The sequence below is a fragment of the Actinoallomurus acanthiterrae genome, from assembly GCF_054775715.1.
Window position 1 is genome coordinate 9,403,829 of record NZ_BAAHCO010000001.1, and the last position, 15,801, is coordinate 9,419,629.

Annotated in this window: 14 protein-coding genes; 4 read left to right on the forward strand and 10 right to left on the reverse strand. The window is 71.4% G+C overall.

Annotated elements, in window-relative coordinates; genetic code table 11:
• Window positions 1-35: 35 nt before the first annotated feature.
• Window positions 36-1,178, reverse strand: a complete 1,143-nt coding sequence (rpoD, locus tag ACYVF7_RS44290; protein WP_460358454.1) for an RNA polymerase sigma factor RpoD — start codon at window positions 1,176-1,178, stop codon at window positions 36-38.
• 71 nt (window positions 1,179-1,249) lie between these two features.
• Window positions 1,250-3,130: a DNA primase gene (gene dnaG / locus ACYVF7_RS44295; protein WP_460351967.1), complete on the reverse strand. Its 1,881-nt coding sequence runs from the start codon at window positions 3,128-3,130 to the stop codon at window positions 1,250-1,252.
• 322 nt (window positions 3,131-3,452) lie between these two features.
• Between dnaG and ACYVF7_RS44300 the strand changes: the two genes are divergently transcribed.
• Window positions 3,453-4,727, forward strand: coding sequence for an ABC transporter ATP-binding protein (locus ACYVF7_RS44300; RefSeq protein WP_460351968.1), 1,275 nt, complete (start codon window positions 3,453-3,455; stop codon window positions 4,725-4,727).
• A 10-nt stretch (window positions 4,728-4,737) separates the two neighbouring features.
• Here the strand turns inward: ACYVF7_RS44300 and ACYVF7_RS44305 are convergent, their stop codons facing one another.
• From ACYVF7_RS44305 to ACYVF7_RS44330, 6 genes are all read right to left on the reverse strand, one after another.
• The gene (locus tag ACYVF7_RS44305) at window positions 4,738-5,907 is read right to left on the reverse strand and encodes a glycoside hydrolase family 88/105 protein (protein WP_460351969.1); all 1,170 of its coding nucleotides are present in this window, start codon (window positions 5,905-5,907) and stop codon (window positions 4,738-4,740) included.
• Window positions 5,908-5,923: 16 nt separating this feature from the next.
• Entirely contained in the window at window positions 5,924-7,606 is a 1,683-nt protein-coding gene (locus ACYVF7_RS44310; RefSeq protein WP_460351970.1) for an L-lactate permease, read from the reverse strand.
• 204 nt (window positions 7,607-7,810) lie between these two features.
• Window positions 7,811-8,242 carry a carboxymuconolactone decarboxylase family protein gene (locus tag ACYVF7_RS44315; RefSeq protein ID WP_460351971.1) on the reverse strand — a complete coding sequence of 144 codons (432 nt, stop codon included), beginning with the start codon at window positions 8,240-8,242 and terminating at the stop codon, window positions 7,811-7,813.
• Between the two features lie 96 nt (window positions 8,243-8,338).
• Window positions 8,339-9,202: an RNA polymerase sigma factor SigJ gene (gene sigJ, locus ACYVF7_RS44320; protein WP_460351972.1), complete on the reverse strand. Its 864-nt coding sequence runs from the start codon at window positions 9,200-9,202 to the stop codon at window positions 8,339-8,341.
• 22 nt (window positions 9,203-9,224) lie between these two features.
• The gene (locus ACYVF7_RS44325) at window positions 9,225-10,460 is read right to left on the reverse strand and encodes an NAD(P)/FAD-dependent oxidoreductase (protein ID WP_460351973.1); all 1,236 of its coding nucleotides are present in this window, start codon (window positions 10,458-10,460) and stop codon (window positions 9,225-9,227) included.
• A gap of 240 nt (window positions 10,461-10,700) precedes the next feature.
• The gene (locus ACYVF7_RS44330) at window positions 10,701-11,960 is read right to left on the reverse strand and encodes a deoxyguanosinetriphosphate triphosphohydrolase (RefSeq protein ID WP_460351974.1); all 1,260 of its coding nucleotides are present in this window, start codon (window positions 11,958-11,960) and stop codon (window positions 10,701-10,703) included.
• A 129-nt stretch (window positions 11,961-12,089) separates the two neighbouring features.
• Between ACYVF7_RS44330 and ACYVF7_RS44335 the strand changes: the two genes are divergently transcribed.
• The gene (locus ACYVF7_RS44335; protein ID WP_460351975.1) at window positions 12,090-12,593 is read left to right on the forward strand and encodes an NUDIX hydrolase; all 504 of its coding nucleotides are present in this window, start codon (window positions 12,090-12,092) and stop codon (window positions 12,591-12,593) included.
• A gap of 86 nt (window positions 12,594-12,679) precedes the next feature.
• On the forward strand, window positions 12,680-14,200 hold the full coding sequence (locus ACYVF7_RS44340) for a M48 family metallopeptidase (RefSeq protein WP_460351976.1): 1,521 nt from the start codon (window positions 12,680-12,682) through the stop codon (window positions 14,198-14,200).
• Between the two features lie 23 nt (window positions 14,201-14,223).
• Here the strand turns inward: ACYVF7_RS44340 and ACYVF7_RS44345 are convergent, their stop codons facing one another.
• On the reverse strand, window positions 14,224-14,718 hold the full coding sequence (locus ACYVF7_RS44345) for a cupin domain-containing protein (RefSeq protein WP_460351977.1): 495 nt from the start codon (window positions 14,716-14,718) through the stop codon (window positions 14,224-14,226).
• Between the two features lie 32 nt (window positions 14,719-14,750).
• Window positions 14,751-15,122, reverse strand: coding sequence for a DUF4267 domain-containing protein (locus ACYVF7_RS44350; RefSeq protein ID WP_460351978.1), 372 nt, complete (start codon window positions 15,120-15,122; stop codon window positions 14,751-14,753).
• A gap of 90 nt (window positions 15,123-15,212) precedes the next feature.
• Between ACYVF7_RS44350 and ACYVF7_RS44355 the strand changes: the two genes are divergently transcribed.
• Complete coding sequence (locus ACYVF7_RS44355) at window positions 15,213-15,785, forward strand: TetR/AcrR family transcriptional regulator (protein ID WP_460351979.1); 573 nt, start codon at window positions 15,213-15,215, stop codon at window positions 15,783-15,785.
• The last annotated feature ends 16 nt before the right edge of the window (window positions 15,786-15,801 follow it).

Sequence of the window (15,801 nt, forward strand, 5' to 3'; positions counted from 1 at the left end):
GCCTCCGGAGGGACGGGCCGTCCGGAGAGCCGCCCTTACTCCAGATACTCCCGGAGCATCTGCGCGCGCGTCGGGTGCCGCAGCTTCGCCAGGGTCTTCGACTCGATCTGCCGGATACGCTCCCGCGTCACCCCGAACTCCCGGCCGACCTCCTCGAGGGTCCGCGGGTGGCCGTCCGTCAGGCCGAAGCGCAGCTGGATGATCCGCTGCTCCCGGTCCGACAGCGACCCCAGGATGCCGCCGAGCTGGTCCTGGAGGAGGATGAACGCCGCCGCCTCCATCGGCACGACCGCGTCGGCGTCCTCGATGAAGTCACCGAGGTCGGAGTCCTCCTCGCCGATCGGCGACTGCAGGGACACCGGCTCCTGGGCGACACGCTGGATCTCGACCACCCGGTCGGGCGGCAGCCCCATCTCCACCCCGATCTCCTCGGGAGTCGGCTCCCGACCGAGATCCTGGTGGAGCTGGCGCTGGACGCGCACCAGCTTGTTGATGGTCTCGACCATGTGCACCGGGATCCGGATGGTCCGGGCCTGGTCCGCGATCGCGCGGGTGATCGCCTGGCGAATCCACCACGTCGCGTACGTCGAGAACTTGTACCCCTTGGTGTAGTCGAATTTCTCGACCGCACGGATCAGCCCGAGATTCCCCTCCTGGATCAGATCGAGGAACAGCATGCCGCGGCCGACGTAGCGCTTGGCGATGGACACCACCAGGCGCAGATTGGCCTCGATCAGTCGTTGCTTCGCCCGTACTCCGTCATGGGCGAGCAGTTCGAGGTCCGAGCGTTCGCCGGGAGCGATGATGGCCGCGCGGGCCATTTTCTCCTCGGCGAACAGTCCCGCCTCGATCGATTTAGCGAGTTCTACTTCTTCTTCTGCCGTGAGCAGCGGTACGCGTCCGATCTCGCGCAGGTAGATACGGACCAGGTCGCTTGTCGGCGCCCGCCTCCCGAGGTCGTCCCCATCAGCTCGCGCGGAGTCCTCGTGTCCGCTCGCGGACTCGAGAACCTCCACCCCCTGATCCGCGAGCATCCGGACGACCCGGTCGGCCGAGTCCGCCGGCAGGTCGGAACGATCGATCGCGGCGGCGACGTCGTCCACCGTTATTCCACGTTCTCTGCCGCGTGCGACGAGGTCCGCCACCTGTTCAACCGGCGGCGTCTCGCTTGGCAGCACCGAAGGGCCCACGGTGACAGTGTGCGGCAAGGGCCCCGGATTCCGGGGGACCCATTTTTGAGTCCCAGGGGTCACAGAGAGCTGATTGCTCGCTCCCGCAACACCTTTCGCTGCAGCTCAAGGGCCATGAGGTCGCCGAACAGGCGGTTGTACTCGTCTTGGAACTCGACCGGATTCAGCCGCCGGAGTTTCGACTGCAGTTTAGTGATCTCTCGTGTGACCTGGATCTCCTGCAATCTGGACAGCATCGCGGCGGCATATCGGTCGTCCGGATCTCCGGCGGAGCGGAGCGGCTCGACGGCAAGACCGGTTATCAGGTCTCTGACCTCGTCATTCGGCGCGGCGTCGCGCAGCCGCCCGGCCCACTCCGGCCCGCCGCCCGCCGAGGCGACGCCGCCCTGCTCCGCGATCAGCGCCCGTACGGCGCCATGGCCCGGGACGATCAGCGCCTCCTCGGGCATCGCGTCGAAGGCCGGCCCGAGCAGCGCCGGCCGCTGCACCGCGAGCTTCAGCGTCTCCCGCTCCACCTGGACGACCGGGTCGTACGGGTCCTGGGCCGGACGCCGCGGCGCCGTGGCCGGCTCGGGCCGCCGGGCGCGCGCGTCGCCGCGCCGGGACTCACCGGGACGGCCCGTGGCGTGCTCGCGGACCCGCCGGAGCACGAACTGCTCGTCGAGGAAGCCGGTCCACTTGTCCAGGTCGATGGCGTAGCGGTCGCGCATCCCCCGGTCCCTGATCCCCGCGATGATCGGCGCGGCGGCGTCGATCGCGGCGATCCGGCCCTCGGTGGTGTCGAGGTCGTACTTGGCGATGGTCGCCTGGATCGCGAACCGGAACAGCGGCACGCGGGAGGCGACCAGGTCGCGCACTGCCGCGTCGCCGTGCTTCAACCGCAGGTCGCAGGGGTCCAGGCCGTCCGGCTGCACGGCGACGAAGGTCTGGGCGGCGAACCGGTGCTCCGTCTCGAACGCCCGCAGCGCGGCCTTCTGCCCGGCGGCGTCGCCATCGAAGGTGAAGATCACCTCGCCGCTGGCCTCGTCCTGGTCCATCAGCAGCCGGCGCAGGATCTTGATGTGCTCGTCGCCGAAGGAGGTGCCGGAGGTGGCGATGGCGGTGCCCACGCCCGCCAGGTGGCAGGCCATGACGTCGGTGTAGCCCTCGACGATGACCGCCTGCCGCCGCTTGGCGATGTCCTTCTTCGCCAGGTCGGCGCCGTACAGCACCGAGCCCTTCTTGAACAGCGGCGTCTCGGGGGTGTTGAGGTACTTCGGGCCGTCGTCGCGCTCCTCCAGGCGGCGCGCGCCGAACCCGATGACGTCGCCGGTGAGGTCGCGGATCGGCCAGATCAGCCGGCCGCGGAACCGGTCGATGGGCCCACGCCGCCCCTGGCTGGCCAGCCCGCCGGTGATGAGCTCCTTGTCGGCGAACCCCCGGCCGCGCAGGTGGCGGACGAGCGCCTCCCATTCGTTCGGCGCGTAGCCGACGCCGAACCGCTCGGCGTCCTCCCGCCCGAAGCCGCGCTCGGCGAGGAACCGGCGGCCGATCTCGGCCGCCGGGGTCATCAGCTGCTCGGCGAAGAACTCCGCCGCGGCGCGGTGCGCCTCCACCAGGCGGGTCCGCTCGCCCTTCTGCCGGCCGGGGGCGTAGCCGCCCTCGCTGTAGCGGAGCTGCACGCCGGCCTTCGCGGCGAGCCGCTCGATCGCCTCGGCGAACGAGAGGTGCTCCATCTTCTGGATGAAGCCGATCGCGTCGCCGCCTTCGCCACAGCCGAAGCAGTAGAACATCCCGTTCGAAACGTTGAAAGATGGCGACTTCTCGTCATGAAACGGACAGAGGCCTTTGAGCGCGCCGCCGCCCGCGTTGCGGAGCTGGACGTACTCCCCCACGACCTCGTCGATCGGCGACCGCTCACGTACGAGGGCGATGTCTTCATCACGTATCCGGCCTGCCACGTCGGCAGTCTAGTCGCGACCTCGGACACCGGCGGCCGTACCGGACACCCCGGCGAAGCCACCTGAGCCGCCCACCGGAGCCGCCGGGGACGCCCCAGCGAAGCCGGCGGGGACGCCCCACCGGAGCCGCTCATCGGCCTTCCTCAAAAGCGTCAAAGCACTATGGACAAATCACGGAACGGCGCGATGTACTTACTCAACTTCGGCGGCCCATGGCGGATGCCGCCGTCACTCGGCATCGAGTGGTTCGGGGGCCGCGAACAGAGCACGTGCGAGCGACGGTGGGCACGCCACGGGTCGTCCCGTGACGCGAGGTGAAGCGATGACGGAAGTCGTCCTCGATGCGGTGAACAAGGTCTACCCGGACGGGTTCCACGCCGTACGGGACGTGAGCCTGCGCGTTCCCGACGGCGAGCTGTTCGTGCTCCTCGGCCCGTCCGGCTGCGGGAAGTCGACGCTGCTGCGCATGGTCGCGGGCCTGGAGGAGATCACCGCCGGCGACCTGTACCTGGGCGGCCGGTTCGCCAACCACCTCGCGCCGCGCGAACGCGACCTCGCGATGGTCTTCCAGAACGGCGCGCTATACCCGCATCGCAACGTCCGGGGCAACATCGCGTTCCCGCTGGAGATCTCCGGCGACGACTCGGCGGCCGCCGGCGAGCGCATCGTCGAGCTGTCGCGGGCGCTCGGGATCGAGGAGACGCTGCACCGCCTGCCGTCGACGCTGTCCGGCGGCCAGCGGCAGCGGGTCGCGATGGGCCGGGCGCTGATCCGCGAACCCGGGATCTTCCTGATGGACGAGCCCCTGTCCAACCTCGACGCGGGCCTGCGCACCGAGCTCCGCATGGAGATCGGCGCGCTGGTCCGCTCCCTCGGCGTGACCACGCTCTACGTCACGCACGACCAGACCGAGGCGCTCACGCTCGCCGACCGCGTGGCCATCATGCGGCAGGGCGTCCTGCAGGATGTCGGCACTCCGCAGCAGGTGTACGACGACCCGGCCACGATGTTCGTGGCGGCCTTCCTCAGCACGCCGCCGATCAACCTCGTGCGGGTCTCGGTCTGGGCGGACCAGAGCGAGGGGATCGTGCTCGGCCTGGGGAACAATCGGCTGGTCCTGCCGTGGAGCGACCCCCGGTCGTCCGCGCTCGTGTCCCGCCACGGCACGTACGTGACGGCGGGGCTCCGCGCCGACGCCCTGCGCCCGGCGGCGGACGGCCTGCTGGCGGGGCGGGTCCGGGCGCTGGAGTTCCACGGCTCGGAGTGGCTCGCCTACGCCGAGGCCGGCCTGCCGCACGTCGACGCCGAGGCCCCGTACGAGAACGACGCGCCGCCGCCCGCTCAGACGCGGCGGGCCAACGGGCACGGCGACGGCGGCATGCTGCGCCGGATCCTGCGGACCGCCGGGATCGTCGCCGACGAGGCCCCCGCCGAGCGGATCTCGCACGGGGGCACCCACCGCCGGTCCGACGTGGTGTTCCGGCTGGAGTCACGGTCCGGCGTCACCGCGGGCGACACCGTACGGCTGGCCGTCGACGTCGACCGCGTCCTGCTGTTCGGCGACGACGGCCGCCGCATCGACCCGGTGCGCCGCTGAGCCCTGTGGGTCACGTCGTGAGCCGGGCCACCTCCGTTCCGGCGAGCAGGAAGCCGCCCACGCCGAAGTCGGTCGTGCCGTCGTACGTCACCGGCTGGCTCGACTCCGGTTCGTAGCCGACGCCCTGGACGTAGCCGAGAACGCCGTCCGGGTGCACCGCCGTGGCGACCATGCCGTTCCACGCCCGTGCGACCACCGGAAGGTAGGTGGCCCGGTCGAGCAGGCCCGCGTTGATGCCGTACGCGATCCCGTAGGCGAACAGGGCGGTGCCGCTCGTCTCAGGGCCCGGCAGGTGCGCCGGGTCGCCGAGGTCGACGTTCCAGAAGCCGTCGGAGCGCTGGACCTTCCGCAGGGCCGCGGCCATCGCCTTGAGCCGGGCCTGGTACTCCTTCGCCCGGCCGGCGGGCAGGATCGGCAGGACCTTCGCGAACGCCGCGAGGGCCCAGCCGTTCCCGCGCGACCAGTAGACGCTCTTGCCGTTCGGCGACTTGGTGCCACCGGGCAGCACGAACCGCTTGTCCCGCCACCAGAGGGCGTCGGCCGCGTGGTACAGGCCGTGACCGCCCTCGACGTTCTTGGTGTGGGCGTACAGCGCGTCCATCTTGTCCCAGTACCGGGTGTCACCGAGGAGGCTCCCGACGCGGGCGAAGGGCGGCATCGCCATGTGCAGGGCGTCGACCCACCACCAGTCGTCGTCCTTGGCCGCGTCGGGGCCTTCCACCATGAGCCGGAGGGACTCCTCGATCGCCGCGACCTTCTCCTTCGCCGGCTCGACCTCATTGAGGTCGAGGTACGCCTGCCCGGCGCACTGGTTGTCGGCGAGCCGGGTGCTCACGCCCGTGTTGAGGCCGTACGACCACTTCTCCGCCCAGGTCCGGGCGTAGTCGAGGTAGCGGCCGTCTCCGGTGAGGCGGTGCAGCGCCAGATCTCCGCTGAAGTACGTCGCGCGGGCCCACTTGTCGTCGCCGGGGTCGGTGTGCGCGCCGATCCAGTGGTCGTTGACCCTGCGGAGGATGGCGATGACCTCGGCCCGGCTCGGCAGCACGGGTGACGGGGCGGCCCGCCCGGCGCCCGCCGTCGCGGGCCGGCCGCCCACGGCGGACAGCGCCAGCCCGGAGCCGCCCGCCAGGGCCGCCGCCGTCAGGAAACGTCGCCGGTCCATCGCGAACCGTCTCGTCACATCACCCTCCTCGAGATCAAGGGACCATCCAGCCGAGCACCGGTGTGGACTGGAGCCAGACGAGCACGCACATCAGCAGGAGCAGCAGCGCGCTCCAGCCGAACACCCGCCGGAACAGCGTGCCCTCCGCGCCGACGATGCCGACGGCGGCGGTGCCGATCGCGAGGTTCTGCGGGGAGATCATCTTGGCCATGACGCCGCCGGAGGTGTTCGCCGCGCCGAAGAGCACCGGCGACACGTTCAGCTGGTGCGCCGCCGTCACCTGGAGGTTGCCGAACAGCGCGTTGGAACCCGCGTCGGTGCCGGTGATCGTCACGCCGAACCAGCCGACGACGGGCGACAGGAACGCGAAGAGCCCGCCGGCCTTGGCCAGCCAGACGCCGAGCGTGGAGATCTGCCCGGACAGGTTCATGACGTACGAGAGCGCGAAGACGCACAGGATCGTGAAGATCGCCCAGCCGAACTGACGGACCGTCTCGGCATACGCCTTCAGGCCCGTGAGCGGGCTCATCCGCAGCGCGGCGAGCGTCAGCAGCCCGGAGACGAACAGCAGGGTGCCGGTCGCGCCCATCCAGTTCAGCACGTACGTGGCGGCGACCGGCTTGCCCGAGGGGCCGGTGATGTGCTGCAGTCCGGGCCACTTGAAGACGTGCCCGACCGGCACGCCGATTACGGTGCCGACCGGCTTGCCCGGGGTGACGGCCAGCCGGTTCTTGACGGCGTCGATCTGCGCGAGCGAGAACAGCGCGATGACGATGGCGTACGGGGCGAACGCCCGGACGACATCGGCCTTCGAGTCGCCGTCCGGCGGGCCGATCCGGCGCTCGAACGCCGGGTCGTCGACCGAGCCGCCCGCGATGACCGGCGCGGCGACCGGGGTCCCGCTCTCGCCCGGCCGCCACACCCGGCCCAGCAGGATGATCGCGCCCGCCGAGGCCAGCGCGGCGAAGATGTCGCAGAGCCGGTACGACCAGTAGTTGGAGAACACGAACTGACAGACGCCGAACGTCACACCGGCGGTGAGGGCGGCCGGCCAGGCCTGGCGCAGCCCTCGCCGGCCGTCGGCGACGCCCACGAGGATGAAGGGCACGAACACCGCGAGGATCGCGGTCTGCCGGCCCGCCATCGAGCCGAAGTCCTCCGGCTTCAGGCCGGTCGCGGTGCCGAGGATGGTGATCGGGTTGCCGAGGCCGCCGAAGGCGACCGGCGCGGTGTCGGCGATCAGCGCCAGCGCGGCGGCCTTGATCGGATCGAAGCCGATCGCGATGAGCATGACGGAGCAGATCGCGACCGGGCCGCCGCCCCCGGCCAGGGCCTCGAGCAGCGCCCCGAACGAGAAGGCGATCACGATCGCCTGCACCCGGCGGTCGTCGCTGACGGCGGCGAACGCCCGCCGCAACACCGCGAAGTGCCCCGACTTGACGGTCAGGTTGTAGATCCAGATGGCGTTGAACGTGATCCAGAGGATGTTCAGGACGCTGAGCACGGCGCCGTACAGTCCGGCGTCGAGCGTCTGGGCCAGTGGCATGGAGTAGGTGAACAGCGCCACCCCGATGGCGAGGACGAGGGCGACGAGGCTCGCCCAGTGCGCCTTCCAGCGGAGCCCGCCGAGAAGGACGAGCAGCGCGATGAGCGGGAGAAGGGCCAGCAGGGCGCTGACCGTGAGGGAACCGGTGGGATCGAGGTTCTGGTGGAACAACGGGCACCTCCCGGAGGGTGGGCGTGCACCTGTGAGGGTGAGATCATCGTCGCACCACCTCCGAGACAAGAGAAGTCAGAGATCCGAGCAATATTTTCGGATTCGCGCTCTGGTGGGCGAAGTTGTCACCCTGACGGCGAATTGATCCGATGTATGGTAACGGCGCGCCGTCCGATGGACGACGCGCCGTTACCGGGGCAGGTGTCAGTCGCGGTTCGGGGGCGGGGTGTGCATGGTGCCGGCGACGCGGTTCCACATGTTGATCTGCGCGACCTGGGCCACGAGGAACGCGGCCTCGTCCTCCTTGAACGCGTCGGTCACCGCGGACCAGATCTCGTCCGTGACCTCCTCCGGACCCTTCGTGGCGGCCTCGGCGTAGGCCAGCGCGGCCTGCTCGGCCTCGGTGTACAGCTGCGACTCCCGCCAGGCGGGCAGCTGGATGATCCGGTTGAGGTTCTCGCCGAGCTCGAGCGCCTCGTGGGTGTGCATGTCGATGCAGAACAGGCACTTGTTCATCTGCGAGGCGCGGATCTTGACGAGCTCGCGGATGGTGGCGTCCAGCGGGCCCTTGCGGATCGCCTGCTCCGCCAGAAGGAAGGACTTGTATACCTGGGGTGCCAGTTCGGCGACGTTCAACCGCGACATCGTCGTCGGCCTTTCTCTCGGGTGTCCGTGTCGTCGCCAGGGAGACGAGACGGCCCCCGCCGGTGTGACCGGATCCGGCGGAAAAATTCAGGGGGTCAGGTCGACGTGCGCGAGCTTGTCCGGATTGAGCATTCGCTGCACCGCCAGGATCCGGCCGTCGGCCGCGATGTCGAACGTGTCGACGAGCCAGAGATGCCCGCCGCGGTAGACCGCGAGCGCCGGCTCGCCGCCGACCTCGCAGGGCACGACGACGCCGGACGGGCTCCAGCGCCGGCGGACGCGGTCCAGCACCTCCGCGATCCGCTCGCCGCCGAGGATGAGCTTGCGCGCCGCCGAGACCTTGCCGCCGCCGTCGGTGACGTAGACCGCGTCGGGGTGCAGGAGCTTGATGAGCTGATCCAGGTCCCCCGCCTCGTAGGCCGCGCGGAACACGGTGAGCACCCGATCGCGCTCCGGGCGGCTCGCCCGCGGTCGCTCCTTCGCGGCGGCCACGCGGCGGCGGGCCCGGGAGGCGAGCTGCCGGCTCGCCGCCGGGGTGTTCCCGAGCACGGCGGCGACCTCGTCGAAGGGCACCTCGAAGACGTCGTGGAGGACGAACGCGACCCGCTCCGGCGGCGTGAGCTCCTCCATGACGAGGAGCATCGCGGTGCTCACCGACTCGTCGACGAGCACCGGCTCGGCGGCGTCCGGCCCGGTCAGCAGCGGCTCGGGCAGCCACGGACCGACGTAGGTCTCCCGGCGCACGCGCGCGGACCGCAGGATGTCGTACGACCTGCGGGCCGCGACCGTGACCAGCCACGCGCGCCGGTCCGCCACCTGGGACAGGTCGGCGGCCGTGGCGCGCAGCCACACGTCCTGGACGACGTCCTCCGCGTCGGTCACGGTCCCGAGCAGCCGGTACGCCACCCCGAACACCGCTGGCCGATGCTCCGCCCACTCCTCCTCGGTCACACCGCGACGGTACTCCGGGGACTCAGAGCAGATCGCCGAGGGGCACCCCGGGGTCGGCCAGCCGCGCGGCGTCCACCGGCTTACCCGACCGGATCAGCGCCTGGATGTCCCCGGTGACGTCCCAGATGTTGACGTTCATGCCGCCCACGACCCTGCCGCCCGACAGCCAGAACGCGATGAACTCCAGGTCGTCGGTGTCACCGGCGACGTACGCGGCCGAGTCCGACCCGCGGTAGACGACCTGGTCGTAGCCGCCGGCCCATGCGCCGGACGCCTCCATGCCGAGCTCGTACTGGTCGGTGTAGAAGTACGGGACGCGGTCGTACTCCACCGGCTGCCCCAGCATCGAGCGTGCCGCCGCCGGGCCGCCGTTGAGGGCGTTCGCCCAGTGCTCGACGCGGATCCGCCGGCCCAGCAGGGGGTGGTGGGCGTTGGCGACGTCGCCGGCGGCGTAGATGTCGGGGTCGGAGGTGCGCAGCGACGCGTCGACGACGATGCCGTCCTCGACCTCCAGGCCCGCCTCCTCCGCCAGGGCGGTGTTCGGGACGGCGCCGATGCCGACGATCACGACGTCGGCCTCCACCTCCGCGCCCGCCGTGGTGACCACGGACGAGTCCGTGATCTTCTCGACGCCGCCCTGGACGAACTCCACGCCGTGCCGGCGGTGCAGGGCCGCGAAGACCTCGCCGAGCTCGGTGCCCAGGGACCGGCGCAGCGGCGTGCTCGGCGCGATCACCCGGACCTCGTTGCCGTACCCGCGGGCCGCCGCCGCGGCCTCCAGCCCGATCCAGCCGGCACCGACCACCGCGACGCGCCGGTTCCCCGACTCCAGCGCCGCCCGCAGCCGCTCGGAGTCGGGCGCGGTCCGCACGTAGTACACGTTGTCGAGGTCGGCGCCGGAGACGGCCGGCCGCCGGACGGAAGCGCCGGTGGTGAGCAGGAGCTTGGTGTAGCCGACGCTCTCCCCGTCGGCGAGCCGCACCTGACGCGCGGCGCGGTCGATGCCGGTCACCCGGACACCGAGCCGCAGCTCGACGTCGTTGTCGGCGTACCACGCCTCCTCATGGACGTACGCCTTGTCCAGGGGGTCCTTGCCCGTCAGGAACTCCTTGGTCAGCGGCGGTCGCTCGTACGGCCGCAGCGTCTCCTCACCGATGAGGACGACGCGTCCGGTGAAGCCCTCCTCCCGCAGCGTCTGCGCGGCCTTGGCCCCTGCCAAGCTCGCTCCAACGATGACGTGGGTCTCCCGGACGGGCATGTGTACCTCCATATTCGACTCAGCGTCTGCCCAGTATCCTCCTCCGCCACGGTAGGTCCCGATGCGCTCACCCGGCGAAACCGTCGGTCGAGGATCTCCCGGCCCCGTCGGCTCGAGGAGCACGCGATGCCGTCCGCCGACGCCCCAGTGCGCCGGCCGACGATCTCCCTGCCCCGCCGGCCGGCGACCCGATGCGTCCACCGGGGATTTCCCGTGCCGTCGGTCGGCGACCCGGTGCCGTCAGCCGAGGAGTTCGTGGTGCCAGGCCAGTGCCGAGGTGTCGGTGAGGGAGGCGACCTGGTCGACGACGACGCGCAGCCGCGCGCCGTCGTCGGCGGCCTCGGCGTAGAAGCCGCGGAAGACCGGGTCGAGCACGGCCGGGGCCTTCCGCCCGACCGCGTCGGCCAGCTCGGCGACGAGCTCGCGCTGCCGGGCCTGCCGCGCCCCGTGGTCCGCGCGGCCCATCACGTACTGCGCCGCGACGCCCTTCAGCACCGCGCACTCCAGCCGCTGCTCGCGCGGCACGACCAGGTCGCCCGCGTAGCGGGTCAGCGGACCCGTGCCGTACGCCTCCTGGGTGGCCCGTTCGGCGGCCCGGCAGAACCGGCCGATCAGCTCGCTCGTGAGGTTCTTCAGCGCGGCGGCGGCGCGCAGGCTGCCGTCGTAGACGCTCGGCCAGTACGGCTCGGCGAGCAGCGCCGCGAACCGCTCCTCCAGCTCGGCGACCTCGGCGTCGCAGTAGGACCGGGCGGTCAGCTCGCAGACGGCGCGGCGTTCGGCGGGGTCGGTCAGCCGGTCGAGGCGGATGTGCCCGGCGTGCAGCCCGTCCTCCAGGTCGTGGACGGAGTAGGCGACGTCGTCGGACCAGTCCATGACCTGCGCTTCGAAGCACGCCCGGCCGTCCGGCGAGCCCTGCCGGATCCACGCGAAGACCTCGCGGTCGTCGTCGTACACGCCGTACTTGGCGCCGTTCGCCTGCTCGGGAAGCGTTCCGAACGGCACGCGCCTCGGCCAGGGGTACTTCATCGCGGCGTCGAGGGCGGCACGTGTGAGGTTGAGGCCGACGCTGCGCCCATCCGGCGCGAACGACTTGGCCTCCAGCCGGGTCAGGAGACGCAGGCTCTGCGCGTTGCCCTCGAACCCGCCGCACGCCGCGGCCACCTCGTCGAGCACCGCCTCGCCGTTGTGGCCGAACGGCGGGTGGCCGAGGTCGTGCGACAGGCAGGCGACCTCCACCAGGTCGGGGTCGCAGCCGACGGCCTTGCCGAGCTCCCGGCCGATCTGGGCGCACTCGAGGGAGTGGGTGAGCCGGGTGCGCGGGCTGTGCTGCCCGCGCTGGTCACCGGCCGCGGGCTCGACGACCTGGGTCTTGGCGGCGAGCCGGCGCAGCGCGGCGCTGTGCAGCACGCGGGCACGGTCGCGCTCGAACGGCGTGCGGCCGCGCCGCTTCGGCGGCTCAGGCGCCCAGCGCGTCCGGTCGTCCTCGCTGTAACCGCTCATCGGAGTCCGAGCGTATCCGTCCAGGGTGGATACGGCGGATCTTGTCCGTGGCGCACGGCCGAACAGAGCTCCACCGGATCCCCCTGATAACCGGACGAAGATCCACCGGACACGTTCTAGTCTGCGGCCATGCCCGATGAGTCGTACCGGCGCCGCAGCGCGCGCGTGATCCTGCTCGACGACGCCGACCGCGTCCTCCTGCTCAACCTCTACCACGATCACCGGAAGCCCCGCCGTGGTCACTACTGGCTCACCCCCGGCGGAGGCGTCGACGCGGGTGAGGCGCTCCACGAGGCGGCGGCTCGGGAGCTGCGGGAGGAGATCGGGCTCGTCGTCGCCCCGGAGGACCTCGGGAGGCCGGTCGCGACGACCTCCGGGTACGCCGAGTTCAGCTGGGCGAAGGGCACCTTCCGCGACGACTTCTTCTTCCACCGGGTCACCGCGCACGACGTCGACCCCAGCGGCCTGGAGCCGCATGAGCTCAAACAGGTCATCGGGCACCGGTGGTGGACCGTGGACGAGCTGGCCACGACTACGGAGGACGTCTATCCCCGCGGCTTCGTGCCCCTGCTGCGGGACCTCCTGGCCGGCCGGGTCGCGCCCGAACCGGTCCTTCTGCCCTGGCATCACTGAGCGGGCCGGTGAAACGCGAGGCCGGGATTCCAAGATCCCTAGGTTAGGGTCCTTTTCGTCCCCGTTCGCACGTCTTGAGGGCGCCCATGCTCACCACGTTCCGCGCCGCGGTCGCCGTCGTCCTGCTCGCGGGCTTCTACGTCCTCGTGGCCGCCTTCACGGCCGGGACGGTCGTGTTCGACTTCTACGCGGTGAAGTACGGCCACGCGGGCGGCTTCAAGGTCGCGGCGCTGGCCACGCTGGGGGTCCTGGCGATGCTGCGCGGCGTCTTCGTCGTGGGCCGCCGTAAGGCCGAGGAGCTGCCCGGCGTCGCCGTGTCGCCGCGGGACGAGCCCGAGCTGTGGCGGACGGTCGCCGAGCTGGCCCAGCAGGTCAACACGCGGGTGCCCGACGAGATCCGCCTGGTCCCCGAGGTGAACGCCGCGGTGAGCGAGAACACCCGGCTGCTCGGCCTCATCCCGGGCCGGCGGTACATGTACATCGGCATGCCGCTGATGCTGAGCCTCACCGCCGACGAGATGCGCGCCGTGCTCTGCCACGAGCTCGGGCACTACAGCGGATCGCACACCCGCCTCGGCGGCATCACCTACCGGGGCCGTACGGCGCTGATCCGCACGATCGAGCGCCTGCGCGACCACGCGATCATTCGTACGGTCTTCCTGCTGTACGCCAAGCTCTACCTGCGCGTATCGCAGGCGGTGTCCCGGCGGCAGGAGCTGGAGGCCGACGCCTCGGCCGTCGCGATCGCCGGGCGGCGGCCGATGGGCGACGCGCTCCGGAAGGTCCGCGCGAGCGCTGCGGCCTGGGACTTCTACCTCGCCTCGTACTGCTCGCTGATCGGGCCCGCCCAGGCGCGCCCCGCCGACCTGTTCGCCGGGTTCTACACGCTGCTGCGGGAGCCGAGCCGCCAGGAGGAGCTCGCCAAGGTCGCGAACTCCCCCGAGGAGCGCTCGCCGTACGACTCGCACCCGAGCCTGGCCGAGCGCCTCGCCGCGATCGCGGTGCTGCCGGAGCCCGACGTCCGCCCCGACGCCCGGCCGGCGCTCGCGCTGCTCGCCGACCCGCAGCGCGCCGCGCTCGCCACGCAGGCGTCGATGCTCACCGAGGAGGCGCAGCGCCTGCCCGTCCTGGAGTGGCCGCAGATCGTCGAGCGGGGCCTGTTCACCGGCGCGAACGCCGAGGCGATGAAGGACGTCTTCACCGCGGCGGGTCAGGCGGCGAACACCCCGCAGCCGACGGTCGACACAGTGCTGCGGATCCTCGCGGGCGGCGGCGCCGGCGACCTGGGCACCCGCCTGCGGATGGCGGGCTGGCAGGGCGACGACGCTCCCGCCCTCGTGGCCCGCGTCCTCGCCCGCGCCTTCGAGGGCCTGCTCATCCAGGCGGGCCGCGCCCGTTACACCTTCTCCTGGTCCGACGTCGCCCGCCTGGTCGACGGCGGCGGCGCCGAGGTCGATCTGACCGATCTCGTACGGCGCGCGGTCGACGATCCCCGCCAGGTGAACGCCCTGTACGACGGCCTGATGCGCCTCGGCATCACTCCCGCATCCGTCCCGGCGCCGGTCCCCGGCGGGATGGTGCCGCCGCCCGCCGGCGTCGGGGCCTGACGGGGCGGCGGGGCCCCTGGCGATCATGACCGGACGTCGTTCCACACCGGGCTGGAGAGGAAATAGGTGTCGTAGAGCTCCTGGACGTCCAGGAGGCTCTCGGGCGGCACCTTCCCGTAGGCGATGCGCTCCAGGTGCCGGAAGTACTCGAACCGCTCGACGCCGGGCGTGATGACGATGAGGATGTCGGCGTCCTCGCCCGGCGCGGCGGCGAAGGCGTGCGGGGCGTCGGGCGGCACGACCACCAGGTCCCCGCGCTCGGCGGTGACGACCTGGTCGCCGGACAGGAGCTGGGCCATGCCGTCGAGCATGTAGAAAAGCTCGGCGGAGTTTCCGTGCCGGTGCGGTTTGGCCCCGTCCGCGCCGTTCGCCAGGGTGACCCGCTGGGTCGACAGCGCGCCGCCGGTGGAGCCGCTGTCGGCCAGCAGCCGGATGGTGGTGGGAGCCTGGCCGATCACCTCGGCCTCGGCGGAGCGGACGACGACGGCCTCGTTGAACTCGGGCGTGATCAGGGACATGACACTGACTCCTTGTCGGGGTTTCGCAGGTCTCAGACGGCGAACATCAGCGCGGCGCTGATGAGCACGGCCACGGCGGTGGCGAAGTGGACGCCGAACGCCACGGCCTTGGTGCCGCCGTGCCGCAGGACGATCACGGTGTCGGTCAGGGGAATGATCGCCACCACAAGCATGTACCAGCCGACGGTGTGCGCGTTCGAGAACGCGAGTAGGGCCGCGCCCACGAGGCTGAGGGTGAAGTCGCGCTGACCCTTGATCGTCAGGTACGCGGGGTCGCCGTCCTCCTTGGCCGCCACTCCGTAGCCGGCGGCAGCGGGCCGCGGGACCGTCAGGAACCGCAGGCCGATGAAGGCGAAGAGGGCGACGAGGACGATGGCGAAGCCGTAGGCGATGGGGGTGAGCATGACGATCTCCGTTTTTCTAGCAACGCTAGGAACGAGAACGACACTAGCAGAGGCGATGACAGATTGGCTAGCGGTGCTAGAATTCGGGTCATGTCGATCCAGACGCGCCGGGAGCGCGAGCGGGCAGAGCGGGAGCGGTTGATCGTCACGGCGGCCCGGGAGCTGGCCGAATCCGAAGGCTGGGACGCGGTGACCACCCGCCGGCTCGCCGCCGAGATCGAGTACAGCCAGCCGGTCCTCTACAGCCACTTCAAGGGCAAGGACGCCATCATGGCGGCCGTCGCCGTCGAGGGCTTCGCCGACATGGCCGCCGAGCTGCGCGCGGCCCGCACGGCGGAGTCCGACTCACGGCGAGCCCTGGCCGCGGTCGGCGCGGCGTACGCGGCGTTCGCCGAGCGGCGGCCCGCGCTGTACGACGCGATGTTCACGCTCGCCGTGGACCTGCCGTTCGCCACACCGGAGGCGCCGCCCGCCCTACGGGAGGCGTTCGGCGAGCTGTTGGAGGCGGTCCGGCCGCTGGCGGGTGATGACGATCTCGGGACCCTGGCCGAGACGTTCTGGAGCGGGCTGCACGGGCTCATGACACTGATGCGCAGCGGCCGTCTCCGCCGCGAGGATCACGACAAGCGCCTGGCGATCCTCATCGGCCGCTTCTCGGATTGAAGGGCGACGGTGGAGC